Below are 20,206 nucleotides of genomic sequence, written 5' to 3' on the forward strand. Positions count from 1 at the left end.
TCACCATCTGACGGGAAGGCGGCGCACGCCGCGCATGAGCAAGCCGGGCAGCCAGTCCAACGTGCCGCCGTCGGGGTCGAGTTCCAGGCCGGGGAAGCGTTCGAGGAGTGTCCGCAGGGCGATGCGGGCCTCCATGCGGGCGAGCGGGGCGCCCAGGCAGTAGTGGATGCCGTGCCCGAAGGCGAGATGGCCGCGCGGGTCCCTGCGGAGGTCGAAGCGGTCGGGGTCGGGGAAGCGCTCGGGGTCGCGGCCACCTGAGGCGAGGGAGACGAGGACCGGTTCGTACGCGGGGATGAGCGTCGGCCCGATCCGTACGGGCTCCCGGGTGAACCGGAAGGTCGCGTTCTCCACCGGCCCCTCCCAGCGCAGCGTCTCCTCCACGACGGCGTCGAGCAGGCCGAAGTCGGCGCGAAGGGCGGCGAGTTGGTCACGGTGGGTGAGCAACACCCGTACGGCGTTGGAGATGAGGTTGACGGTGGTCTCGTGGCCGGCGAGGAGCAGGAGGTACGCGAGGCCGCGCAACTCGGCCAGGGAGAGCCGGTCGCCGTCCTCGGCGCGGGCGGTGATCAGGTCGGAGAGCAGGTCGTCGGTGGGGGCGGAGGCGCGTTTGTCCTCGATGAGTGTGTCGAGATAGGCGGCGAGGCCCTCGATCGCCGCCGCCTCGGGGCCGGCGCCGGTCGGGGCGACGATCTCGTTGGACCAGGCCCGGAAGGTGTCGCGGTCGGCCGCCGGGATGCCGAGGAGTTCACAGATGACGATGATGGGCAGCGGGAAGGCGAAGGAGTCGATCAGGTCGGCGTGGCCTGACGGCGCCATCGCGTCGGCGAGTTCGCCGGTGAGCCGCTGGACGCGCGGGCGCAGGCTCTCCACCCGCCGGCCGGTGAACTGGCCCCCGACCAGTTTGCGCAGCCGGGTGTGGTCGGGCGGGTCGAGGACGAGCAGATTCGGTCCGATGAGCCGCTCGTCCATCATGGTCATGCCGAGGACGGACGGTGACTTGGACAGCCTCGGGTCGGCCAGGGCCGCGCGTGCCTCCTCGTAACCGACGACCAGCCACAGCCGGTCGCCGTCCGCGGTGCGTACGTGGTGGACGGGACCGGCTTCGCGCATCTTCGCGTAGTACGGATAGGGGTTCGCGGTGAAGTCCGCGCCGTACTCCCCCAGATCGATGACGGACATCGGGCCAGCCTAGGCGCCGTCCTCGTTCTCCAGTAGTCCCGCGTCGTGGACGAGGAGCGCGATCTGGACGCGGTTGTTGAGGCCGAGTTTGGCGAGAATCCGTGACACGTGTGTCTTGACCGTCGGCACGCTCATGTAAAGGGCGGCGGCGATCTCGGCGTTGGACTGCCCGTGGCCGACGGCGACCGCGACCTCCCTTTCGCGCTGGGCGAGTTCGGCGATGCGGTCGGCGGCGGTGGCGCGCCGGGGCTGTTCCTGCCGCCCGGCGACATGGGTCATCAGCTGGCGGGTGACGGCCGGGGAGAGCACGGGGTCGCCGGACGCGACCCGGCGCACGGAGGCGACGATCTCGGCGGGCGGCGTGTCCTTGAGGACGAAGCCCGCCGCGCCGGCGCGCAGGGCGCGCAGGACCTGCTCGTCGGCGTGGAAGGTGGTGAGGACGAGGACCTCGGGGGCGTCGGGGCGGGCGCGCAGCCGTTCGGTGGCGGTGAGGCCGTCGACGTGGGGCATCCGGATGTCCATCAGGACGACGTCGGGGGCGAGCCGGGCGACGAGTTCGGGGACGTCCCGGCCGTCGCCGCCCTCGCCGACGATCTCGATGTCCTCGGCGCCGCCGAGCATGAAGGTGAGGCCCGTGCGGACCAGGGGGTCGTCGTCGACGACGAGCAGGCGGATGGTCATGCGGGCCACGGTAGCCAGGCGCGCAGGGCGAATCCCCCGTCGGGTGCCGGGCCGTGTTCGAGGCGCCCGCCGGCGAGGGTGGCGCGCTCGGTGAGCCCGATGAGGCCCTGCCCGGAGCCTGGCACGTGCGGGACGGGTCCGGTGGGGGCCGGGTTGTGGACCTCGATCGTCAGTCCGTCGCCGGGGCGGCCGCGCAGGGTGAGGGTGACGTCGGTGCCGGGGGCGTGCTTGCGGACGTTGGTGAGGCCTTCCTGGGCGATGCGGTAGACGGTGCGGCCGGTGGCGGCGGGGACGGCTGCCGGATCCTCCACGCCGGAGTCGAGGACGACCTTGGTCCCGGCGTCGCGGGACTCGGCGACCAGCGCGTCGAGGGTGGCGAGGGTGGGCTGGGGCCGGTCGCCCTCGGCGCCTTCGCCGGGCGCGCGCAGGACGCCGATGATCTCGCGGAGGTCCTGGAGCGCCTCGTGGGCGCTGTCCCGGATGACCCCGGCGGCGCGGGCGACCTGCGCGGGCGGTGCGTCGGGCCGGAACTCCAGGGCTCCGGCGTGCACGCTGAGCAGGGTGAGCCGGTGGGCGAGGACGTCGTGCATCTCGCGGGCGATGGCCTCCCGGGCCAGCCGCTGGGCCTGCTCGGCGCGCAGCTCGGCCTCGGCCTCGGCGCGGCGGGCCCGTTCGCGCAGCGCCTCGACGAGCTGGCGCCGGGAGCGTACGAGCATGCCCCAGGCGGTCATCAACAGGATCAGGATGAAGCCGATGGCGATCCCGAGCCCGACGTTGATCTCGGGGTCGGGCCGCAGGAAGGCCTGGGCGGTGGAAGCGGCCACCGCGAGGGCGCCGATGGACGCGACCTCGCGGAAGGGCCGCCGTACGGCGACGCCGAAGAGGCTGACGAGGAGGGCTCCACCGGCGACGGGCGCGACCACGCTGACGAGGGAGATCACGATCGCGACGGCCGCGGGCCGGCGGCGGCGCAGCCAGAGCGCGCAGCAGGCGGCGGCGCCGACGATCTGGTCGGCCGCGACGACGGCGTCGCTGTTGTACTTGGCGCTGGTGTCGGCGGCGAGCAGTCCGAGGAATGCGGCGACGAGGAACAGTGTGGTGTCGACGACCCAGTCGCGTACGGTACGGCGCGGCCGCCGGCCCGGTGGGCCGTCGGCCGGGGTGTCGGCCATGGCCGAGGGAAGCAGCCAGGCGTGGCGGTCCGTACGTGTCATGGATTCCAAATTACGCACGCGAGGGGCGCGGGGCCGGTCGTGGAGACGGTCCGGCTACCGAAGTCGCGCGACGAGAGACTTTGGTAGCACCCGCCATGGACGAGCGGCCGACGCGGACGCCGGGCGGAACGGATCATGATCGGTCCATGAAGAAGTTGCTGGAGATCGTGGGTGTGGTCGTCCTGATCGGCGGAGTCGCGGGTGTGCTGCGCGAGCTGACGGGCTGGTTCCCCTTCATGGGCTTCACCCGGCTCGTGACGGAGAACGTGTGGTTCCTGGAGGGCCGCGAGCTCTTCGCGAACATAGTGATCGCGGTCCTGGGCTTCGTGATCCTGGTGGTCTCGGACCGGGTGGAGAAGGCTTAGACGTACGGGAGTGAACGCGTGGGCCACGGACCTACCGTGCGCCCTCGTCGGCGGCGCGGCGCCCCCACGTCGTCCCCGCGAGGACCAGGACGGCTCCCGCGATGCCGAGCAGGCCAGGACGGTCCCCGGCCAGGGCGATGCCGGCGGCCGCGGCCCACAGCGGTTCCGTGCCGAGGAGGAGGCTGACGCGGGAGGGGGAGGTGCGGCGGACGGCCCACATCTGCACGAAGAAGGCGAAGAGCGTGCAGAAGACGGAGAGGAAGAGCAGTCCGGCCCATTCTCGCGGGCCGAAGCCGAGCGCCACCGACCAAGGGGACTCGCCGGTGCCGGGCGCCGCGGCGAGCAGGGCGAAGACGGCGACGGCGGAGCCGAGTTGGACGGTGGTGAGGGAGAGCGAGTCGGCGCTCCGCACGGCCTTGATCCGGGCCATCGCGAGGACGTGGACGGTACGGGCGAGGGCGGCGAGCAGCATCAGCAGGTCGCCTAGGGAGGGGGTGGTGAAGCCGCCGCCCTGGGTGAGCAGCACCACGCCGGCCACGGAGAGCCCGGCGGCGGCCAGGAAGGCGCGGGGTGGCCTGGTGCGGAGGACGGCGGCTTCGGCGAGCGGGGTGAAGATCATGGTGAGGCTGATGATCAGGCCGGCGTTGGTGGCGGAGGTGTGGACGACGCCGTAGGTCTCCAGGAGGAAGATCCCGCTGAGGATCAGGCCGAGGAGGCCGGCGCCGCGCCACTGGGCCGCGCTCAGCGCCCGCAGCCCCCGCCGTCCGGCGACGGCGAGGGCGGGCAGGACGACGGCGAACCGCAGGACGAGGACGGCGACGACGGTGTGGGTGGTGGTGATGCCCTTGGCCGCGAGATAGCTCGCGCCCCAGACGACGGCGACGAGGAGCACCGGGAGGTCGGTGAGCCAGGCGCGACGCGGGGCGCGAAGGGGTACGGAAGTGGCGATCGACGACATTGCGGGCCGGCTCCAACTCGTCGGACGGGGTGGAGACTTCGGCGGCTCGCACGCGGGAGGATCACCGTACCGGGACGAGCGTGTGGTGGCTACACCTTTCTGCTAGGCGTAGCTCCCGTACTCGGGGCGGCCCGCCAGTTCGTACGTGTGGATGGCGACGCCCGAGGCCGTGGTCCGGGCCGCGGCGTGCCGGAAGGCGGTGGGCCGGGCGCCGTCGGCGAAGAGGCGGAACCCCGTGCCGAGGACGACGGGGAAGACGAGCAGGTGGAGCGTGTCGATGAGGTCGTGCGCCATCAGGGACCTGGCGAGGCCTCCGCTCCCGTGCATCTGCACCTCGCCGTCGGTGCGGTCCTTGAGGGCCGCGACCTCCTTGGCGATGTCGCCGTTCAGGATCGTGGTGCCTGCCCAGTCGGCCCTGTCGAGGGTGGTCGAGGCGACGTACTTGGGCAGGGCGTTGAGCTTGGAGGCGATCGGGTCGGTGGGGTCGGTCTGCTTCGGCCAGTAGCTCGCGAAGATCTCGTAGGTGCGGCGGCCGAGGAGGAAGGCGGCGGGCCTGTCGAAGACCTCGGTCATGAAGGCGCCGAAATCCTCGTCCCCGTACGGCACGGACCAGCCGCCGTGTTCGAAGCCGCCGGTGGTGTCCTCGTCCGGGCCACCGGGGGCCTGGTAGACGCCGTCGAGCGTCACGAACTGGGTGAGGGAGAGCGTGCCCATGGTGCTGCCCTTCGGTTCGGCCGGGTGTCCCCCGGTCCATCGTGTCTCAGAAGGTTCGACTCCACCGCTCGGCGAAATTCATCGATGTCGGTCGTCGATGCCGGTCTCCGTGTCCGATTGCCGCCAGCGTCCGGCCGGCCCGCCCACTTTGATTGAACCCGCAACCACTACACATGAAGGTAGGTACGGGATGGACGGCAAGGCGGTTCTGGTGACGGGCGGCAGCCGCGGGATCGGCGCGGCCACGGCACTGCGGCTGGCCCAGGAGGGCGCGGACGTGGCCTTCACCTACGTCGAAGGGGAGGAGCGGGCACGCGAGGTCGCCGGGCGGATCGAGGCGATCGGGCGCAAGGCCCTGCCCCTGCGGGCCGACGCCGCGGACGCCGGGGACGCGGCGGGGGCGGTGGAGTGGGCGGCGGACGCGCTCGGCCGGCTCGACGTGCTGGTCAACAACGCCGGGGTCGGGGTGATCGCCCCGCTGGACTCGCTGACCCTCGCGGACGTCGACCGGGTCCTCGCGGTCAACGTCCGGGCGGCCTTCCTCGCCGCCCAGGCGGCGGCCGCGCGCATGGACCGGGGCGGGCGGATCATCACGATCGGGTCCTGCATGGCGACCCGCGTCCCGGGCCCCGGCGGCACGCTCTACACGCTGAGCAAGGCGGCGCTGGTCGGCCTGAACAAGGCGCTCGCGCGGGAGCTGGGCGGGCGCGGCATCACCGCGAACATCGTCCACCCGGGGCCGGTCGACACGGACATGAACCCGGCGGACGGGCCGTACGCGCAGGGCCAGGCGGCCATGACGGCCCTCGGCCGCTTCGGCACCCCGCAGGAGGTCGCGGCGATGGTGGCGTTCCTGGCGGGTCCGGGCGCGGCGTACGTGACGGGCGCGGAGTTCTCGGTGGACGGCGGCCACGCGGCGTAAGGGCCGGGCGCTCCGCCCCCGCCCCAGGGGCTCGGGCGCCGAACCGGGGATGGGCCACGGGCCCGGAGCGGGCACGGGCCGCGGACCCGGAACGTGGCCCTGGGCCGTAGGCCCAAGGCGGGGCCGGGCCGCTCAGGGCGGGGCCGGGCCGCTCAGGGCGGGGCCGGGCCGCTCAGGGCCCGGAAAGGCGCGAGGGCGCACCGGTGCTGTCGGGTCGGTGCGCCCTCGCGTGCCGGGCGGGGTGTCGTTACCCGCCCAGTTCCTGGTGGCGGGCCGTGAGCCGCGCCGAGCCCGCTTCGGTCAGGGAGCCGAAGAGGCGGAGGCGGGAGATGCCGCCGTCGGGGTAGATGTCGATCCGGACGCGCGAGCCGACCGCCGGCGTGTCGAGCACGAAGCGGTGGTTGGTGTCCGGCTGGAGGCGGGTCCGGGGCAGGATCTCGGTCCAGTCATCGGAGCCTTCGGCCGCCACGGACAGCGCCGCCCAGCCCGCGCTGTTGCCCTTGAGGTAGGCGGTGTCGATCTCGACGGCGCGGATCTCCGACTCGGCGACCAGGCTGTAGCGGATCCAGTCGTTGCCCTTGTCGCGGCGGCGCCGGGTCTCCCAGCCGTCGTCCATCTTGCGGGAGCGGCCCGGCTGGATGGTGTTGGTCGCCGGGGAGTAGAAGCGGTCGGAGGCGTCCTCGACCTGGCCGCCGTTCTCCAGCGCCGCGAGGTCGAAGGTGCCGAGCACGCCCAGCCAGGCCGGGTCCGGGGCGACCTCGCCGTACACGCGCAGGCGCGCGATGCCGCCGTCCGGGTGCTGGTTGACGCGCAGGTGCGTGAAGCGCTGCTCGACGTCGACCGCGAAGCCGTTCGCCGCGTGGCCGCCGATCGCGGTGCGCGGGACGAGGGTCGTCCACTTCACGTCGTCGGCGAGAAGCTCCTCGGGCGACGGGGAGCCGGCCACCGAGGTCGCCTCGACCGAGACGGCCTGCGGGTAATTGCCGCGGAAGTGCGCGGTGTCGACGACGATGCCGCGTACGACGCCGGGGGCGCCGAGCCGTACGAGCGCCCAGTCGTGGTCGTCCTCGGTCGGGTGCGGCTGCTCGGCCGAGACGCCGCGGCGGCGCCGGGTCTCCCAGCCGTCCATGATCTTGCCCTTGTGGCCGAAGTGCTCGGGGTCGAACTCGGCTGCCTCGGGCTTGAGCATGTTCTCGCGCTCGGCGAAGAACTCGTCGTTGGCGGCGATCACACCGGCGCCGAGACGCCGGTCGGCGAGGTCGGCGTACTGCGTGAAGGGGAAGTCCGCGGTGCGGTAGTCGGCGTACGGGTCGCCGCCTCCGTACGGGCTCGCGTCACCGGTGAAGGAGGGTATGGCGGACACGTCAGTTGTTCCTTTCGAGGAGGCGGCCGGAGGGCTCGGCGAGGGTGCCGTGGTCGGCGACGCGCTCTCCGCGCAGCCAGGTGGAGGTGACGACGCCGTGCAGCGTCTTGCCGGCGTACGCCGTGACGCGGTTGCGGTGCTCGAGCTCGGCCGGGTCGACGGTGAAGGTCGCCTCGGGGTCGAGGACCGCGAAGTCGGCGTCGCGGCCGGTTTCGATCGCGCCCTTCCGCGTCAGGCCCGCGAGGCGCGCCGGAGCGGTGGACATCCAGCGGGCGACGTCCTCCAGGGTGCGGCCGCGGCGCCGGGCCTCGGTCCAGATGGCGGGCAGGCCGAGCTGGAGGGAGGAGATACCGCCCCAGGCGGAGGCGAAGTCGGGGGTCTTGAGGTCGGCGGTGGAGGGCGAGTGGTCGGAGACGATGCAGTCGATCGTCCCGTCGGCCACGCCTTCCCAGAGGGCGTCCTGGTTGGCGGCCTCGCGGATCGGCGGGCAGCACTTGAACTCGGTGGCGCCGTCCGGGACCTCCTCGGCGGTGAGGGTGAGGAAGTGCGGGCAGGACTCGACCGTGATCTTGACGCCCTCGGCCTTGGCGGCGGCGATCAGCGGCAGCGCGTCCGAGGAGGACAGGTGCAGGACGTGGACGCGGGCGTTCAGCCTGCGGGCCTGGTTGATCAGGTTCTCGATCGCGGTGTTCTCCGCGTCGCGCGGCCGCGAGGCGAGGAAGGCCGCGTACTCGGTGGCCTTACCGCCCTTCATCTGGGGCGCGGCGGCCAGGTGGTGCGGGTCCTCGGCGTGCACGATCATCAGGCCGTCGAAGCCGGCGATCTCGGCGAGGGAGTTCGCCAGCTGCTCCTGGTCCAGCTCGGGGAACTCGTCCACCCCGGACGGCGACAGGAAGCACTTGAAGCCGAAGACCCCGGCGTCGTGGAGGGGGCGCAGGTCCTTGACGTTGTCGGGCAGCGCGCCGCCCCAGAAGCCGACGTCGATGTGCGCCTTGGTGCGGGCGACCTCCTGCTTGATCCGCAGGTGCTCGACCGTGGTGGTGGGCGGGAGCGAGTTCAGCGGCATGTCGAGGAGGGTGGTGATGCCACCGGCGGCGGCCGCGCGCGTGGCGGTCCAGAAGCCCTCCCACTCGGTCCGCCCGGGGTCGTTCACATGGACATGGGTGTCGACGAGCCCGGGGAGCACGACGTTGTCGCCGACGTCCTCGAGACGGGCACCGGCCGGTACCTCCGCGTCGTACGGCAGTACCGCGGCGATGGTCCCGCCGGAGACGGCGATCGACGCGGGCCGCGTCCCCTCGGGGGTGATGACGCGTGTCGAGCGCAGTACCAGGTTGACGTCCACCCGTACCCCTTCCAGCAGAAATTCAACGAACTGTTGAAGGAGTCTTCACTCAGGACGACATGGCGTCAAGGGCACACTTCCAGCATGGACCGGTCGGAGCGCGCCGCCACGCGTCCACTTGGACGTTTCCATGAAGTGGAATCGGAATTTCGTACAGTAGAACGTAGTTCCGCACATGCGGGGAGGAGGCGGACGCCGCCGGGCAGCCGCCGACACCGGACAAACACCCCCCTGACCGGCCCGGACGCCGGGACCGGGGCCGTGTGTCCGACCGGACGGCCCGGTAGGCTGCTGCCTTGCCCGCCTGCCCCGAAAGGACCTTGACGTGCCGACGTCCAGCGCCAGCACCACCGACGCCGCCAAGCCCGCCGCCGCGAGCGGTGGCGTCCAGTCCCTTGAGCGCGCCTTCGATCTTCTGGAGCGGATGGCCGACGCCGGCGGCGAGGTCGGGCTGAGCGAGCTCTCCGCCAGCAGCGGACTGCCGCTGCCCACCATCCACCGCCTGATGCGCACGCTGGTGGCCTGCGGCTACGTACGCCAGCAGCCCAACCGCCGGTACGCGCTCGGCCCGCGGCTGATCCGTCTCGGCGAGTCGGCCTCCCGACTGCTTGGCACCTGGGCGCGCCCGTACCTCGCGCGGCTCGTCGAGGAGACGGGCGAGACCGCGAACATGGCGCTGCTCGACGGCGACGAGATCGTGTACGTCGCGCAGGTGCCGTCCAAGCACTCGATGCGCATGTTCACCGAGGTCGGCCGGCGCGTGCTTCCGCACTCCACGGGTGTGGGCAAGGCGCTCCTGGCCCACACCCCGGCGGAGGAGGTGCGCGCGCTGCTCGCCCGTACGGGCATGCCGGCCGCGACCGAGAAGACGATCACCACGCCCGAGGGGTTCCTGGACGCGCTCGCGGCGGTCCGGGACGCGGGGTACGCGGTCGACGACAACGAGCAGGAGATAGGAGTCCGCTGCCTCGCGGTGTCGGTCCCCAACTCCCCCACCGCGGCGGCCATCTCGATCTCGGGCCCGGCGGGCCGGGTGACGGAGGCGGCGACGGAGAAGATCGTCCCGATCCTCCAGGAGGTCGCCCAGGACCTCTCGACGGCCCTGGCGAACACGACGGCCAACGGCGGAGCGTAACGCCCTGCGGGCCTTCGTCCCGCCGGGGCGGCGCCCACCCTCACCCCTCGGGGTTGTGGGCATCTGTCCCGCTGGGCGGGACGGGTGGGCACAACCCACGACGGCGCCGCACCCGCAGGCACCGCAGGCACCGGGAGCCTGGGCCCGGCAAGGGCGCCGTCCCGTGTGCCCACCCGTCCCGCCCCAGCGGGACAGATGCCCACAACGGGGGGGTGGCGGGAACCGGCCCGGCGGGACCAGGGGGCACCACGGGGTGGGCGGTCAGACCGGGGCGCGCTCCGAGACGTGGCCGTCGTGGACCAGGACCGTCGTGGACGCGCGGGCCAGGTGCGTGTGGTCATGGGTCACCAGGACCGTCGCCGTGCCGCGGTCCCGCGTCAGGCCCGCCAGCAGCTCCACGATCGCCGCGCCCCGCTCGTGGTCCAGCGCGCTGGTGGGCTCGTCGACCAGGAGGACGGACGGTTCGTTCATCAGGGCCCGCGCGATGTTGACGCGCTGACGCTGACCGCCGGAGAGCTGGTGCGGGCGGCGGGCCGCCAGGTCCGCGAGGCCGACCGCGTCGAGGAGGGCCAGGGCCCGCTCCCGTACCGCCTTCGGCTTGGCACCCGACAGATGCGCCATCACCTGCAGCTGCTCCACCGCCGTCAGCGACGGCAGCAGGTTCGGCTGCTGGAAGACGATCCCGATCCGCTCGCGCCGCAGCGCCGCCCTCCCCGCCGGATCCAGCCGCCCCGTCTCCGTACCGGCCACCACGACCCGCCCCCGGTCCGGGGTCACCAGTGTCGCGGCCACCGCCAGCAGGCTGGACTTGCCGGATCCCGAGGGTCCGACGACCGCCGTGAGGCTGCCGGCCGGCACCTCCAGGGAGACCGCGTCGAGGGCGGTCAGCCGCCCGTCGCCGTCGGGGTACGTCAGCGTCACGTCGTCGAGCAGCAGAGTCATCGGGCGCTCCCGAGCGCGGTCAGGGGGTCGACGGCGGTGATCCGCCGGATGGACAGAGCGGCGCCGAGGACACCGAGCACGATGATCACGGCGGCCGGGCCGAGCACGGTCAGCGGCTCCAGGACGAACGGCACGTCCCCGCCGCTGACGAGCGCGCCGATCCCGACGGCGAGGGCCGTGCCGAGCAGCGTGCCCGCGCCGAGCATCAGCACCGCCTGCCCGAGCGCGTCCTTCAGCAGGTACGGGGTCGAGGCGCCCAGGGCCTTCAGCACCGCCACGTCCCCGCTCCGCTGGATCGTCCAGACCGTGAAGAAGGCTCCTATGACGAGCGCGGAGATCACGAAGAGGAAACCCCGCATCAGCTGCAGCGAGCCGTTCTCGGCCTGGTAGGACCCTATGGCGGTGAGCGCCTCGTCGATCGTCCTCGACTCGGTCCCCAGCGCCTTGTCCCCGGCCGCGAGGTCCACGCCGCCGTCGCCCGTCCTCAGGGCGATGACGGTGGCCTGCTCCTCGGGCGTGGTTCCGTTGTGCCCGAGCTTCTGCCAGTCGTCGAGCGAGGTCCAGACGACGGGCGTGTGGCTGTAGGAGGCGTCGCCCGCGACGGCCGCGACGTCGGCCTCCAGCGGCCCGAGGCGTACGGCCCCGCCCACGCCGACCCCCAGCTCCTCGGCCGCGGACTCGGAAAGGACGACCCGGCCGGGCCCGAGCTTCCCGCTCTGCGGGGCGAGGCCGGCCGACGGCTCCGTACCGAAGGCGGAGACGGCGGCCGTGCGCTCACCGGCGGCCGCGTTGAGCGTACGGATGCCGAGCGGCTGGGCGCTCGTCATGCCCGGCCGCCCCGCCCACTGCCGCCACTGGCTCTCCGTCACCGTGGAGTTGGTGAAGGAGACGGACTGGCCGGAGGGCGGGGCGGCGAAGGCCAGCCGGTCCGCGGGCAGCCCCGTGATCGCCGAGACGTTCTCGCGGGCCAGGCCGGCGGTCAGGCCCGACAGCAGTCCGACAAGCAGTGTGATCAGCACGATCACCGTGCCCATCAGGGTGAATCGCCCCTTGGCGAATCTCAGATCTCTCCATGCCACGAACATGGTGACCAGCCTGCTGGTCCCGTGCGGGCCCGGGCATCGCGCCACGGATGGCTCCGCAATCAAACTTTCGGTTGAGTCCGGATTGTCTGCCCCGGCCTACGCTGGACAGATCATGGATCCGCGTTCCCTCACCCCCGCCCTGCGCGCGCTGCGCCTCTGCCTGCATCTGCTGATGGCGGGCCTGCTGGCCCTGGCGGCGTTCCGGGCGGACACCGGAGCGGGGGTGGCTCTCGCTGCGGTGACCGGTGCGGTCTACGCGGCCGGGTCCCTCCTGCCCTCCGTACGGGACTCTCAGCGGGCCGCCGCGGTGTGGCTCGGCGTGCTGTGCGCGTCCTGGCTCGCGCTGCTGTGGCAGACGCCGGAGGGGCTGTGGGTGGCGTTCCCGCTGTACTTCCTCCAGCTGCATCTGCTGCCCGTGCGCTGGTCGCTGCCGGCGGTCGGCCTGACGGCGGTCGCGGCGATCCTCTCGTACGTACGGCACGGCGCGCCGCTCAATCCGGGCGTCTTCGTCGGGCCGCTGCTCGGCGCGGCCGTGGCCGTGGCGACGGTGCTCGGCTACCAGGCGCTGTACCGGGAGAGCGAGCGGCGGCGGCGGATGGTCGAGGAGCTGATCTCGACCCGGGCGGAGCTGGCGGCGACCGAGCGGCACGCGGGCACGCTCGCGGAGCGCGAGCGGCTCGCGCGGGAGATCCACGACACGCTGGCGCAGGGGCTGTCCTCGATCCAGCTGCTGCTGCGGGCCGCCGAGCGGGCGCTGCCGGAGGGCTCACCGGCCGCCGGGCACATCGAGCGTGCGCGCCGGGCGGCCCAGGACAACCTGGCGGAGGCCCGGCGGTTCGTACGGGCGCTGTCGCCGCCGGACCTGGAGCACGGTTCTCTCGCGGCGGCCCTCGAGCGGCTGTGCGAGCCGACGGGGACCGCGCCGCGGGTGCGCTTCTCGGTGAGCGGGACGCCGGTGGAGCTGCCGACCCCGTACGAGGTGGCGCTGCTGCGGATCGCGCAGTCGGCGCTCGCGAACACGGTGCGGCACGCCTCGGCGGCGCGCGCCGAGATCACGTTGTCGTTCATGGACGCCTCGGTGACGCTGGACGTCGTCGACGACGGCAAGGGCTTCGACCCGGCGCTGCTCTCGCCCTCCGCGGAGGGCGGTTTCGGGCTGCCGGCGATGCGCTCGCGGGCGGAGTCGCTGGGCGGCACGTTCACGGTGGAGTCCGCGCCCGGTCAGGGGACGGCCGTCGCCGTGTCCCTCCCTCTTCCCGCTGGAGTGCCCGCATGACGATCCGTCTTCTTCTGGCCGACGACCATCCGGTGGTACGCGCCGGGCTGCGCGCGGTCCTGGACACCGAGCCGGACTTCGCCGTGGTCGGCGAGGCGGCCACGGCCGAGCGGGCGGTCGAACTGGCGGTGGAGCTGGCCGCGGCGGGCGGGGTGGACGTGGTGCTGATGGACCTGCAGTTCGGGGCGGGGATGCACGGCTCGGAGGCCACGGCGGCGATCACGGCCGTACCGGGCGGGCCGCGGGTCCTTGTCCTGACCACGTACGACACGGACGCGGACATTCTCGCGGCGGTCGAGGCGGGGGCCTCGGGCTATCTGCTCAAGGACGCCCCGCCCGAGGAGCTGGCCGCGGCGGTCCGCACGGCGGCGGCGGGCCAGTCGGCGCTGGCCCCGGCGGTGGCGCACCGGCTGATGGACCGGATGCGGACGCCGGCGGAGGCGCTGACGAAGCGGGAGCTGGAGGTGCTGCAGCTGGTGGGCGAGGGCTTGTCGAACCAGCAGATCAGCAAGGTGCTGTTCCTGAGCCAGGCGACGGTGAAGTCCCATCTGGTGCACATCTTCGCCAAGCTGGGCGTCGACTCCCGCACGGCGGCGGTGGCGACGGCGACGGCCAGACGCCTGATTCGCCGGTAGGGGGCAGGGCGACCCGACAGGGCTTCGGGGGTCAGACCTCGCGCGGGGGCTCGCCGAAGAGCTCCACCGCCTGGCGGACGCTCGCGAGGCCGTTCGAGAGGGCGCTGACGGAGCCGATCGAGCCGGCGATCAGCAGCAGGGAGCGGCGCAGTCTCCGTACCTCCGGGACCCCGCTGACGGCCATCGCGTCCAGCGCCGCGAGTTCGTCCTCGGCGATCCCGCGGTCCGTGAAGTCGGCGCGGTGGCCGGCGAGTTCACGTCGGAGCCGGGAGACGGCGGCACGCAGCTGCGCCACCCTCGGGTCCTCGCCGCCGCCGGTTGTCACACGCCTCTGCCCAACGCTTCGCAACAAAAGTTCTCCCCCTCGCACGACACTGTGCGTCGAACTCCATGACCTGCCCGACCCGTCGAACGGTGGTCGGGCGCCCGGAGTCGCGAGCCAGTTAACGCCATCGCGCGCCCGGCGCGCCACTCCGTGGACGTAATTCAGGCGTCCGTGTCGCTCGTTGTCATGCGGTATGCAGTCCTCATGACGGATACACAGCACACCTCTCCGCTGGTGGCCGGGCTTCTGCTCGCCGCGGGCGGCGGCCGGCGCCTCGGCGGCCGCCCCAAGGCGCTCCTCCCGCACCGCGGCCGCCCGCTGGTCGAGCACGCGGTGCGCGTGCTGCGCGAGGGCGGCTGCGAGGTGGTCCATGTGGTGCTCGGCGCCTCGGCCGATCTCGTACGGGAGCGGGCCCGGCTGCCCGGCTGCGTCCTGGTCGACAACCCGGAGTGGCCGCAGGGCATGGGGTCCTCGCTGCGGGCCGGTCTCGCCTCGCTCGCCGCCGAGGCGCTGCCGGTGGACGCGGCGCTGGTCTCTCTGGTGGACCAGCCCGGGATCGGTGCGGCGGCCGTCGCGCGGGTCCGGTCGGCGTACCGCTCGCGCGACGTTCTCGCGGCGGCTTCGTACGACGGGAAGCGCGGCCATCCGGTGCTGTTCGGCGCGGACCGCTGGGCGGAGATCGCGGCGGGTGCGGTCGGCGACCAGGGGGCGCGCGACTACCTGCGGAAGCACCGGGATGCGATCACGCTCGTGGACTGTTCGGATGTGGCCGAGCCCTATGACATCGACACCGAGGCGGATCTGGCACACCTGGAGTGAAGGCCGTGGCACTGAGCGCCACGTTCTGTCGATCCGGAGAATCTCGACATCAACAAACGATTGAACTTCCACTATGAGGAAACTAGTATCCACTGTTCAGAAGCGCCTGATCCCCTGACGGCGCTCGCGGCCGCATCCCGGCGCCTGCGGCACTGCGTGCCTAACCGCGACGCCCATCGGCCGCAAGGCACCGCCCGTGAAGCCCGCTGAAGGAAGTGACAGTTCATGTCCGCACCAGCGCCGTCCCCCCTGGCCGTCGTCGAAGCCAAGCCCCTGCCGAGGCAGGAGGAGGTGCTGACCGACGCGGCCCTCGCCTTCGTGGCGGAGCTGCACCGGCGGTTCACGCCGCGCCGGGACGAGCTCCTCGCCCGCCGGGCGGAGCGCCGCGCCGAGATCGCCCGCACCTCGACCCTCGACTTCCTTCCGGAGACCGCGTCGATCCGCGCGGACAACTCCTGGCGGGTCGCGCCGGCGCCCGCGGCCCTGAACGACCGACGCGTCGAGATCACCGGCCCGACCGACCGCAAGATGACGATCAACGCGCTGAACTCGGGCGCGAAGGTCTGGCTCGCCGACTTCGAGGACGCCTCGGCGCCGACCTGGGAGAACGTGATCCTCGGCCAGGTCAACCTGATCGACGCGTACACCCGGAAGATCGACTTCACGGACCCGAGGTCGGGCAAGTCGTACGCGCTGAAGCCGGCCGATCAGCTGGCCACGGTCGTCATGCGGCCGCGCGGCTGGCACCTGGAGGAGCGCCACCTGACCTTCGAGGGCCGCCCGGTCCCCGGCGCGCTCGTCGACTTCGGCCTGTACTTCTTCCACAACGCCAAGCGGCTCATCGAGCTCGGCAAGGGCCCGTACTTCTACCTCCCGAAGACGGAGTCGCACCTGGAGGCCCGCCTCTGGAACGACATCTTCGTCTACGCGCAGGACTACGTCGGCATCCCGCAGGGCACCGTCCGCGCCACCGTGCTGATCGAGACGATCACGGCCGCGTACGAGATGGAGGAGATCCTCTACGAGCTCCGCGAGCACGCGGCGGGCCTGAACGCCGGTCGCTGGGACTACCTCTTCTCCATCGTCAAGAACTTCCGTGACGGCGGGCAGAAGTTCGTGCTCCCGGACCGCAACGCGGTGACGATGACCGCCCCGTTCATGCGCGCGTACACCGAACTCCTCGTCCGCACCTGCCACAAGCGCGGCGCGCACGCGATCGGCGGCATGGCGGCGTTCATCCCGTCCCGCAAGGACGCCGAGGTCAACAAGGTCGCCTTCGAGAAGGTCAAGGCGGACAAGGACCGCGAGGCGGGCGACGGCTTCGACGGCTCCTGGGTCGCCCACCCGGACCTGGTCCCGATCGCGATGGCCTCCTTCGACGCGGTCCTCGGCGAGAAGCCGAACCAGAAGGACCGGCTGCGCGAGGACGTCTCGGTGGCGCCCGGCGACCTGATCGCGATCGACTCGCTCGACGCGAAGCCGACGTACGAGGGCCTGCGCAACGCGGTCCAGGTCGGCATCCGCTACATCGAGGCGTGGCTGCGCGGCCTCGGCGCGGTCGCCATCTTCAACCTCATGGAGGACGCGGCGACGGCGGAGATCTCGCGCTCGCAGATCTGGCAGTGGATCAACGCGGGCGTCGAGTTCGAGCACGGCGGCACGACCGTGCGAGCCACCCCCGAGCTGGCCCGCGAGGTCGCGGCGCGGGAGCTGGCCGCGATCCGCGAGGAGATCGGCGAGGAGGCCTTCGCGGCCGGCAAGTGGCAGCAGGCCCACGACCTCCTGCTCCACGTCTCCCTCGACGCCGACTACGCGGACTTCCTGACCCTCCCCGCGTACGACCAGCTGGTCGGCTGACCCGCACAGCGGCCGAGCAGCACCCGCACCACCACCCCCGAGAACAGGCTCCGCCCCCGGTGAACGCACAGCACCGGGGGCGGAGCCGATTTTCGATCCAGTGCGTTTCACAGGGCACGTAACGCAACCGAAACACGCACCTACCTAGCGGTAACAAGCCACGGCGTGCCAGATTCCGCATGCCACCGGCCGGCGGCTGTCCCCCACTCCTCTGCACCGACGCAGGAGAACACAGCCATGCCCACTCCCCCGCACCGCTCGGTACGAAGACTTCTCGGCGCCACGCTCACCCTGCCCCTCGCGCTCGGCGGCCTGCTGGCCGGCGGGGCGAGCCCCGCCGTCGCCGCCAACGGCTCCGGGCCCAGCGCCGTCGTGTCGATGGGCGACAGCTACATCTCCGGTGAGGCCGGCCGCTGGCAGGGCAACAGCCTGACCACGAGCGGCAGCCGCAACGGAACCGACCGGGCGTGGACCGGAAGCGCATACGATCCCAGCCGGGTCTACGGCGCCACGGCCGCCAACGGCTGCCACCGCTCCGACTCGGCCGAGGTGAAGAGCGCCGGCGGGATCGCCTCCGCCCTGGTCAACCTGGCCTGTTCCGGGGCGACGACCAAGAACGTCTTCCGCGCCGCGAACGGCGGCGTGGCCTACAAGGGCGAGGCGCCGCAGGCCGACCAGCTGGCCGCGGTCGCGGCCTCGTACGACGTCGACACGATCGTGCTGTCGATCGGCGGCAACGACCTGGGCTTCGCCGACATCGTCAGGAAGTGCGCGACCGACTACATCGTCTGGTACTCGTACTGCCACGACGACCAGCAGGTCGTCGTCGACTCGAAGATCGACGCCGTGATGGGAGACGTCGGCAAGTCCGTCGACGAGATCCGGGCGGTGATGTCCGGCGCCGGGTACGCCGCGTCCGACTACCGGATCGTGCTCCAGTCGTATCCGTCCCCCATTCCGCGCAGCGCCGACAACCGCTACGGAGAGAGCGGCTGGACCCGTACGAACACGGGCGGCTGCCCGTTCTGGAACCTGGACTCCGACTGGGCGCGGGACTCCCTCGTCCCCCAGCTCGCCGGGCGGCTGAAGGGTGTCGCGGCGGCCAAGGGGGCGCAGTTCATGGATCTGCGCGACATGCTCCAGGGCCGCGAGGTGTGCGCGAAGGCCAGCAAGCAGGTCAGCTCGACGGTGCCGGCCTCGGCTTCGACCAGCGAGTGGGCGCGCTGGATCGACCAGAACGAGACCCAGGGACCCATCCAGGAGAACATGCACCCCAACTACTACGGCCAGTTGGCGCTCGGCCGCTGTCTCGCGCTGATCCACGCGCGGCCGAGCGGAGACTTCAGCTGCCGCAACACGGCGGGGTCCGGGCCCTCCGGGATGTACCTGACGACCGTCTCCTGAACGGTCTCACCGCCTCCCCCACGGGATCAGCGGGCGCGGCGCCCAGGCCGGCTCCGGCGCCGTGCCCGCGCCTTCCCCTTCCGCTTCCGGGCCTCCGGGACGGTGATGCCGAGCCCGCCGAGTGTCCGCTCGGCGCGGTACGGGTCGGCGGCCGCCATCTCGTTGATCAGGGCCTCGGCGCCGCCCGGCCAGCCCTCGGCGGCGGAGTCGAGGACGGCACGGCCGTCCGGCCGCCCGGCCGTGCGGCGGGAGAGCCGGTCCAGGATCAGCACGGCGCGGGCGGACAGGGGCACGCGGCTCTCGTCCGCGGGCTCGCCCCGGGCGCGCAGGACCCCGTAGGCGTAGGCCCCCATCACGGGATCGTCGAGAGCGCCGCACAGGGCCTCGACGGGCGCGGCGGCGGGGTCGAGGAACCCGAAGAGGGCGCGGGTGCCGGCCGCCTCGTAGGTGCCGGCGTTGACGGTCCCGAGGGCGGCGAGCAGCTGGGACCAGGCCGCGACGGTGTTCGCGCGCGCGTGGAGCCATTCGGCCAGGACGCGCGTGGCGGCGGAGGCGGACCAGCCCTCGGCGGCGGCGAGCACGGTCTCGGCGTCCCAGTCCGCGGCCTCCGCGGCGTCGGGCGCCGCGACCCCTCTCGCCCGGAGCAGGTAGTGGAGGACCTCGACGCCCCACGGGGTGAGGCCGAAGGCGTCGCCGGTGCGGAAGACCATGCCGGTCCCGGCCAGTCGGTCGACGGTGTCGGCCATGGCCCGGGCGGGGGGTTCGAGGCGGGTCCGCTCCTCCTCCGTGACGTCCCTGCCCACGAGCCGGGACAGCTCGGCGAGGGGCGGGACCCGATACTCCTCGGGGGCCTCGGCCGGTACGAGTACGGGCGCGTCCTCCAGGCGGGGATCGACCGGCCAGTCCTCGAACTCGGCGGCCCTGCGGGCGACCGATTCGGCGCTGGAGCCCCGCTGGTAGAGCGCGTACAGCAGGTGGGCGGCCTCGCCGTCGAACAGCCCGCCGGACTCGCTCTTCATCTCCTCGACGGCCGCCGCGAGAAGGTCCGCGCCGGCCTCGACGGAGCGCTGGGGGTCGCGGGCCTCCACCGGCGGCGGCGGGAGCGGGACGGTGGAGTCGCCGTAGTAGTTGAGATGTTCGTCGAGGAGGGTGTCGGCGAGGACGAGATGCGGGAAGGCGTCCGGGCCGGGCGCGAGGTGGGCGTACGGCCCGGCGAGCGCGCCGGAGAGGCCCTCGGCGGTCCACCGGTCGACCAGTTCGCCCGCCGCCCGGCTCACCCCGTGCGAGACGTCGTGGTCGGACAGCAGCGGCCCGGCGGACGAGGGTGCTTCCGCCTCCCGTACGTACGCGCTGGTGAGCGCCTCGGCGAGCACCATGTCCGCGAGCTCGCTGCGGTTCATCAGATCGGCGCTGCGCAGGCCGTCGGGCGGCCGCACCCCGTCGTGGGCGGCGAGCCAGGCCCGGACGGCGGAGGGGTCGGCGGGGTCGGTCCCGTCGGCCCGCAGCAGCGAGGCGTACCAGCGCTGCCAGGTGAGGTTGGCGGGGTCCTTCATGGCCCGCTCGAAGTCGGGCACGGCCTCCTCGATCGCGGCCACGATCCGCGCCTGCCGCTTCCCGTTGAGCCGCCCGGCCTCCCGCACGCGCTCGGTCAGCGCGACGAGCACCGCCGGATAGGCCGCCAGCTCCTCGGGCGTCGCGTACACGAAGGCCGGCACGTCCTTGACCAGCACATGCCGCACAAGCTCCACGGTCGGCTCGGGCAGCCCGCTCCTCCGATCGGCCCCGCGCAGCGCCAGAAGCCCGAGAACGGCATCGGCGGCGCGTGCGGACGGGGGGTCGCGAAGCTCCGGTGTTCCGTCGAGGAACGCGTCGAGCCCGGTGTTGCTCAGAAGTGTGCCAGCCACTCTTCCCAGCGTAGTTCCGAGCGGCAGCGGACGCGGATTTCCAGACTTCGATCACTCGGAGTGGTGAATTCTTGGGACAGCAG

The 20,206-nt window shown here is 72.7% G+C and carries 19 protein-coding genes; 8 read left to right on the forward strand and 11 right to left on the reverse strand.

Annotated features, from left to right (window positions below; all coding sequences use genetic code 11):
- Genes FDM97_RS23340 through FDM97_RS23350 form a run of 3 tightly spaced genes read right to left on the reverse strand, consistent with a single transcriptional unit; the run spans position 1 to position 3,074 of the window.
- Positions 1 to 1,179, reverse strand: a complete 1,179-nt coding sequence (locus FDM97_RS23340; protein WP_137992450.1) for a cytochrome P450 family protein — start codon at positions 1,177 to 1,179, stop codon at positions 1 to 3.
- Positions 1,180 to 1,188: 9 nt separating this feature from the next.
- Complete coding sequence (locus FDM97_RS23345) at positions 1,189 to 1,860, reverse strand: response regulator (RefSeq protein WP_137992451.1); 672 nt, start codon at positions 1,858 to 1,860, stop codon at positions 1,189 to 1,191.
- Complete coding sequence (locus FDM97_RS23350; protein WP_137992452.1) at positions 1,857 to 3,074, reverse strand: sensor histidine kinase; 1,218 nt, start codon at positions 3,072 to 3,074, stop codon at positions 1,857 to 1,859. Before FDM97_RS23350 ends, FDM97_RS23345 begins: the two co-directional genes overlap by 4 nt.
- Positions 3,075 to 3,220: 146 nt before the next feature.
- Between FDM97_RS23350 and FDM97_RS23355 the strand changes: the two genes are divergently transcribed.
- Complete coding sequence (locus tag FDM97_RS23355) at positions 3,221 to 3,439, forward strand: hypothetical protein (protein ID WP_137992453.1); 219 nt, start codon at positions 3,221 to 3,223, stop codon at positions 3,437 to 3,439.
- Between the two features lie 31 nt (positions 3,440 to 3,470).
- Here FDM97_RS23355 and FDM97_RS23360 read toward each other — a convergent pair whose 3' ends face one another.
- On the reverse strand, positions 3,471 to 4,397 hold the full coding sequence (locus tag FDM97_RS23360) for a DMT family transporter (RefSeq protein ID WP_137992454.1): 927 nt from the start codon (positions 4,395 to 4,397) through the stop codon (positions 3,471 to 3,473).
- A gap of 102 nt (positions 4,398 to 4,499) precedes the next feature.
- Positions 4,500 to 5,111, reverse strand: coding sequence for a dihydrofolate reductase family protein (locus FDM97_RS23365; RefSeq protein ID WP_137992455.1), 612 nt, complete (start codon positions 5,109 to 5,111; stop codon positions 4,500 to 4,502).
- A 190-nt stretch (positions 5,112 to 5,301) separates the two neighbouring features.
- Here FDM97_RS23365 and FDM97_RS23370 point away from each other — a divergent pair, with 190 nt between their 5' ends.
- Positions 5,302 to 6,033 carry an SDR family NAD(P)-dependent oxidoreductase gene (locus tag FDM97_RS23370; RefSeq protein ID WP_137992456.1) on the forward strand — a complete coding sequence of 244 codons (732 nt, stop codon included), beginning with the start codon at positions 5,302 to 5,304 and terminating at the stop codon, positions 6,031 to 6,033.
- Positions 6,034 to 6,280: 247 nt separating this feature from the next.
- Here the strand turns inward: FDM97_RS23370 and alc are convergent, their stop codons facing one another.
- Both alc and allB read right to left on the reverse strand, forming a co-directional pair.
- Positions 6,281 to 7,396 (reverse strand): allantoicase, encoded by a 1,116-nt coding sequence (gene alc, locus FDM97_RS23375; RefSeq protein ID WP_137992457.1) that lies wholly within the window; start codon positions 7,394 to 7,396, stop codon positions 6,281 to 6,283.
- 1 nt (position 7,397) lies between these two features.
- A complete protein-coding gene (allB, locus tag FDM97_RS23380; RefSeq protein WP_137992458.1) occupies positions 7,398 to 8,741 on the reverse strand; it encodes an allantoinase AllB in 1,344 nt (447 codons plus the stop codon).
- Between the two features lie 325 nt (positions 8,742 to 9,066).
- Here allB and FDM97_RS23385 point away from each other — a divergent pair, with 325 nt between their 5' ends.
- Positions 9,067 to 9,876 carry an IclR family transcriptional regulator gene (locus FDM97_RS23385; protein WP_137992459.1) on the forward strand — a complete coding sequence of 270 codons (810 nt, stop codon included), beginning with the start codon at positions 9,067 to 9,069 and terminating at the stop codon, positions 9,874 to 9,876.
- A gap of 261 nt (positions 9,877 to 10,137) precedes the next feature.
- Here FDM97_RS23385 and FDM97_RS23390 read toward each other — a convergent pair whose 3' ends face one another.
- Positions 10,138 to 10,818, reverse strand: a complete 681-nt coding sequence (locus FDM97_RS23390; RefSeq protein ID WP_137992460.1) for an ABC transporter ATP-binding protein — start codon at positions 10,816 to 10,818, stop codon at positions 10,138 to 10,140.
- The gene (locus tag FDM97_RS23395; protein ID WP_137992461.1) at positions 10,815 to 11,903 is read right to left on the reverse strand and encodes an ABC transporter permease; all 1,089 of its coding nucleotides are present in this window, start codon (positions 11,901 to 11,903) and stop codon (positions 10,815 to 10,817) included. The genes FDM97_RS23390 and FDM97_RS23395 overlap by 4 nt, the downstream gene beginning before the upstream one ends.
- Positions 11,904 to 12,015: 112 nt before the next feature.
- Between FDM97_RS23395 and FDM97_RS23400 the strand changes: the two genes are divergently transcribed.
- Both FDM97_RS23400 and FDM97_RS23405 read left to right on the forward strand, forming a co-directional pair.
- Positions 12,016 to 13,179 (forward strand): sensor histidine kinase, encoded by a 1,164-nt coding sequence (locus FDM97_RS23400; RefSeq protein ID WP_137992462.1) that lies wholly within the window; start codon positions 12,016 to 12,018, stop codon positions 13,177 to 13,179.
- Positions 13,176 to 13,814 (forward strand): response regulator, encoded by a 639-nt coding sequence (locus FDM97_RS23405; protein ID WP_137992463.1) that lies wholly within the window; start codon positions 13,176 to 13,178, stop codon positions 13,812 to 13,814. Before FDM97_RS23400 ends, FDM97_RS23405 begins: the two co-directional genes overlap by 4 nt.
- 31 nt (positions 13,815 to 13,845) lie before the next feature.
- Here the strand turns inward: FDM97_RS23405 and FDM97_RS23410 are convergent, their stop codons facing one another.
- Complete coding sequence (locus FDM97_RS23410; RefSeq protein ID WP_137992464.1) at positions 13,846 to 14,166, reverse strand: DUF5955 family protein; 321 nt, start codon at positions 14,164 to 14,166, stop codon at positions 13,846 to 13,848.
- Between the two features lie 177 nt (positions 14,167 to 14,343).
- Here FDM97_RS23410 and FDM97_RS23415 point away from each other — a divergent pair, with 177 nt between their 5' ends.
- The 3 genes from FDM97_RS23415 to FDM97_RS23425 all read left to right on the forward strand — a co-directional run bounded on the left by FDM97_RS23415 (position 14,344) and on the right by FDM97_RS23425 (position 18,219).
- A complete protein-coding gene (locus FDM97_RS23415) occupies positions 14,344 to 14,958 on the forward strand; it encodes a nucleotidyltransferase family protein (RefSeq protein WP_254705728.1) in 615 nt (204 codons plus the stop codon).
- Positions 14,959 to 15,183: 225 nt separating this feature from the next.
- Complete coding sequence (aceB, locus tag FDM97_RS23420) at positions 15,184 to 16,815, forward strand: malate synthase A (RefSeq protein ID WP_137992466.1); 1,632 nt, start codon at positions 15,184 to 15,186, stop codon at positions 16,813 to 16,815.
- Positions 16,816 to 17,052: 237 nt separating this feature from the next.
- Positions 17,053 to 18,219: a GDSL-type esterase/lipase family protein gene (locus FDM97_RS23425; protein WP_137992467.1), complete on the forward strand. Its 1,167-nt coding sequence runs from the start codon at positions 17,053 to 17,055 to the stop codon at positions 18,217 to 18,219.
- A gap of 26 nt (positions 18,220 to 18,245) precedes the next feature.
- On the opposite strand, the gene FDM97_RS23430 is transcribed toward FDM97_RS23425, so the two are convergent.
- Entirely contained in the window at positions 18,246 to 20,123 is a 1,878-nt protein-coding gene (locus FDM97_RS23430; RefSeq protein ID WP_175439213.1) for a hypothetical protein, read from the reverse strand.
- Positions 20,124 to 20,206 lie beyond the last annotated feature (83 nt).

It is taken from the genome of Streptomyces vilmorinianum, from assembly GCF_005517195.1.
In the GTDB taxonomy this organism is placed as follows: Bacteria; Actinomycetota; Actinomycetes; order Streptomycetales; family Streptomycetaceae; genus Streptomyces; species Streptomyces vilmorinianum.

What these genes read in the sequence shown, in the direction of transcription:
- FDM97_RS23415 (WP_254705728.1), top strand. Translation starts at nt 14,344, where the DNA reads ATGACGGATACACAGCACACCTCTCCGCTGGTGGCCGGGCTTCTGCTC.
- FDM97_RS23395 (WP_137992461.1), bottom strand. Translation starts at nt 11,903, where the DNA reads ATGTTCGTGGCATGGAGAGATCTGAGATTCGCCAAGGGGCGATTCACC.
- FDM97_RS23365 (WP_137992455.1), bottom strand. Translation starts at nt 5,111, where the DNA reads ATGGGCACGCTCTCCCTCACCCAGTTCGTGACGCTCGACGGCGTCTAC.
- FDM97_RS23425 (WP_137992467.1), top strand. Translation starts at nt 17,053, where the DNA reads ATGCCCACTCCCCCGCACCGCTCGGTACGAAGACTTCTCGGCGCCACG.
- FDM97_RS23340 (WP_137992450.1), bottom strand. Translation starts at nt 1,179, where the DNA reads ATGTCCGTCATCGATCTGGGGGAGTACGGCGCGGACTTCACCGCGAAC.
- FDM97_RS23355 (WP_137992453.1), top strand. Translation starts at nt 3,221, where the DNA reads ATGAAGAAGTTGCTGGAGATCGTGGGTGTGGTCGTCCTGATCGGCGGA.
- FDM97_RS23360 (WP_137992454.1), bottom strand. Translation starts at nt 4,397, where the DNA reads ATGTCGTCGATCGCCACTTCCGTACCCCTTCGCGCCCCGCGTCGCGCC.
- FDM97_RS23400 (WP_137992462.1), top strand. Translation starts at nt 12,016, where the DNA reads ATGGATCCGCGTTCCCTCACCCCCGCCCTGCGCGCGCTGCGCCTCTGC.
- FDM97_RS23345 (WP_137992451.1), bottom strand. Translation starts at nt 1,860, where the DNA reads ATGACCATCCGCCTGCTCGTCGTCGACGACGACCCCCTGGTCCGCACG.
- FDM97_RS23390 (WP_137992460.1), bottom strand. Translation starts at nt 10,818, where the DNA reads ATGACTCTGCTGCTCGACGACGTGACGCTGACGTACCCCGACGGCGAC.
- FDM97_RS23370 (WP_137992456.1), top strand. Translation starts at nt 5,302, where the DNA reads ATGGACGGCAAGGCGGTTCTGGTGACGGGCGGCAGCCGCGGGATCGGC.
- aceB (WP_137992466.1), top strand. Translation starts at nt 15,184, where the DNA reads ATGTCCGCACCAGCGCCGTCCCCCCTGGCCGTCGTCGAAGCCAAGCCC.
- FDM97_RS23350 (WP_137992452.1), bottom strand. Translation starts at nt 3,074, where the DNA reads ATGACACGTACGGACCGCCACGCCTGGCTGCTTCCCTCGGCCATGGCC.
- FDM97_RS23405 (WP_137992463.1), top strand. Translation starts at nt 13,176, where the DNA reads ATGACGATCCGTCTTCTTCTGGCCGACGACCATCCGGTGGTACGCGCC.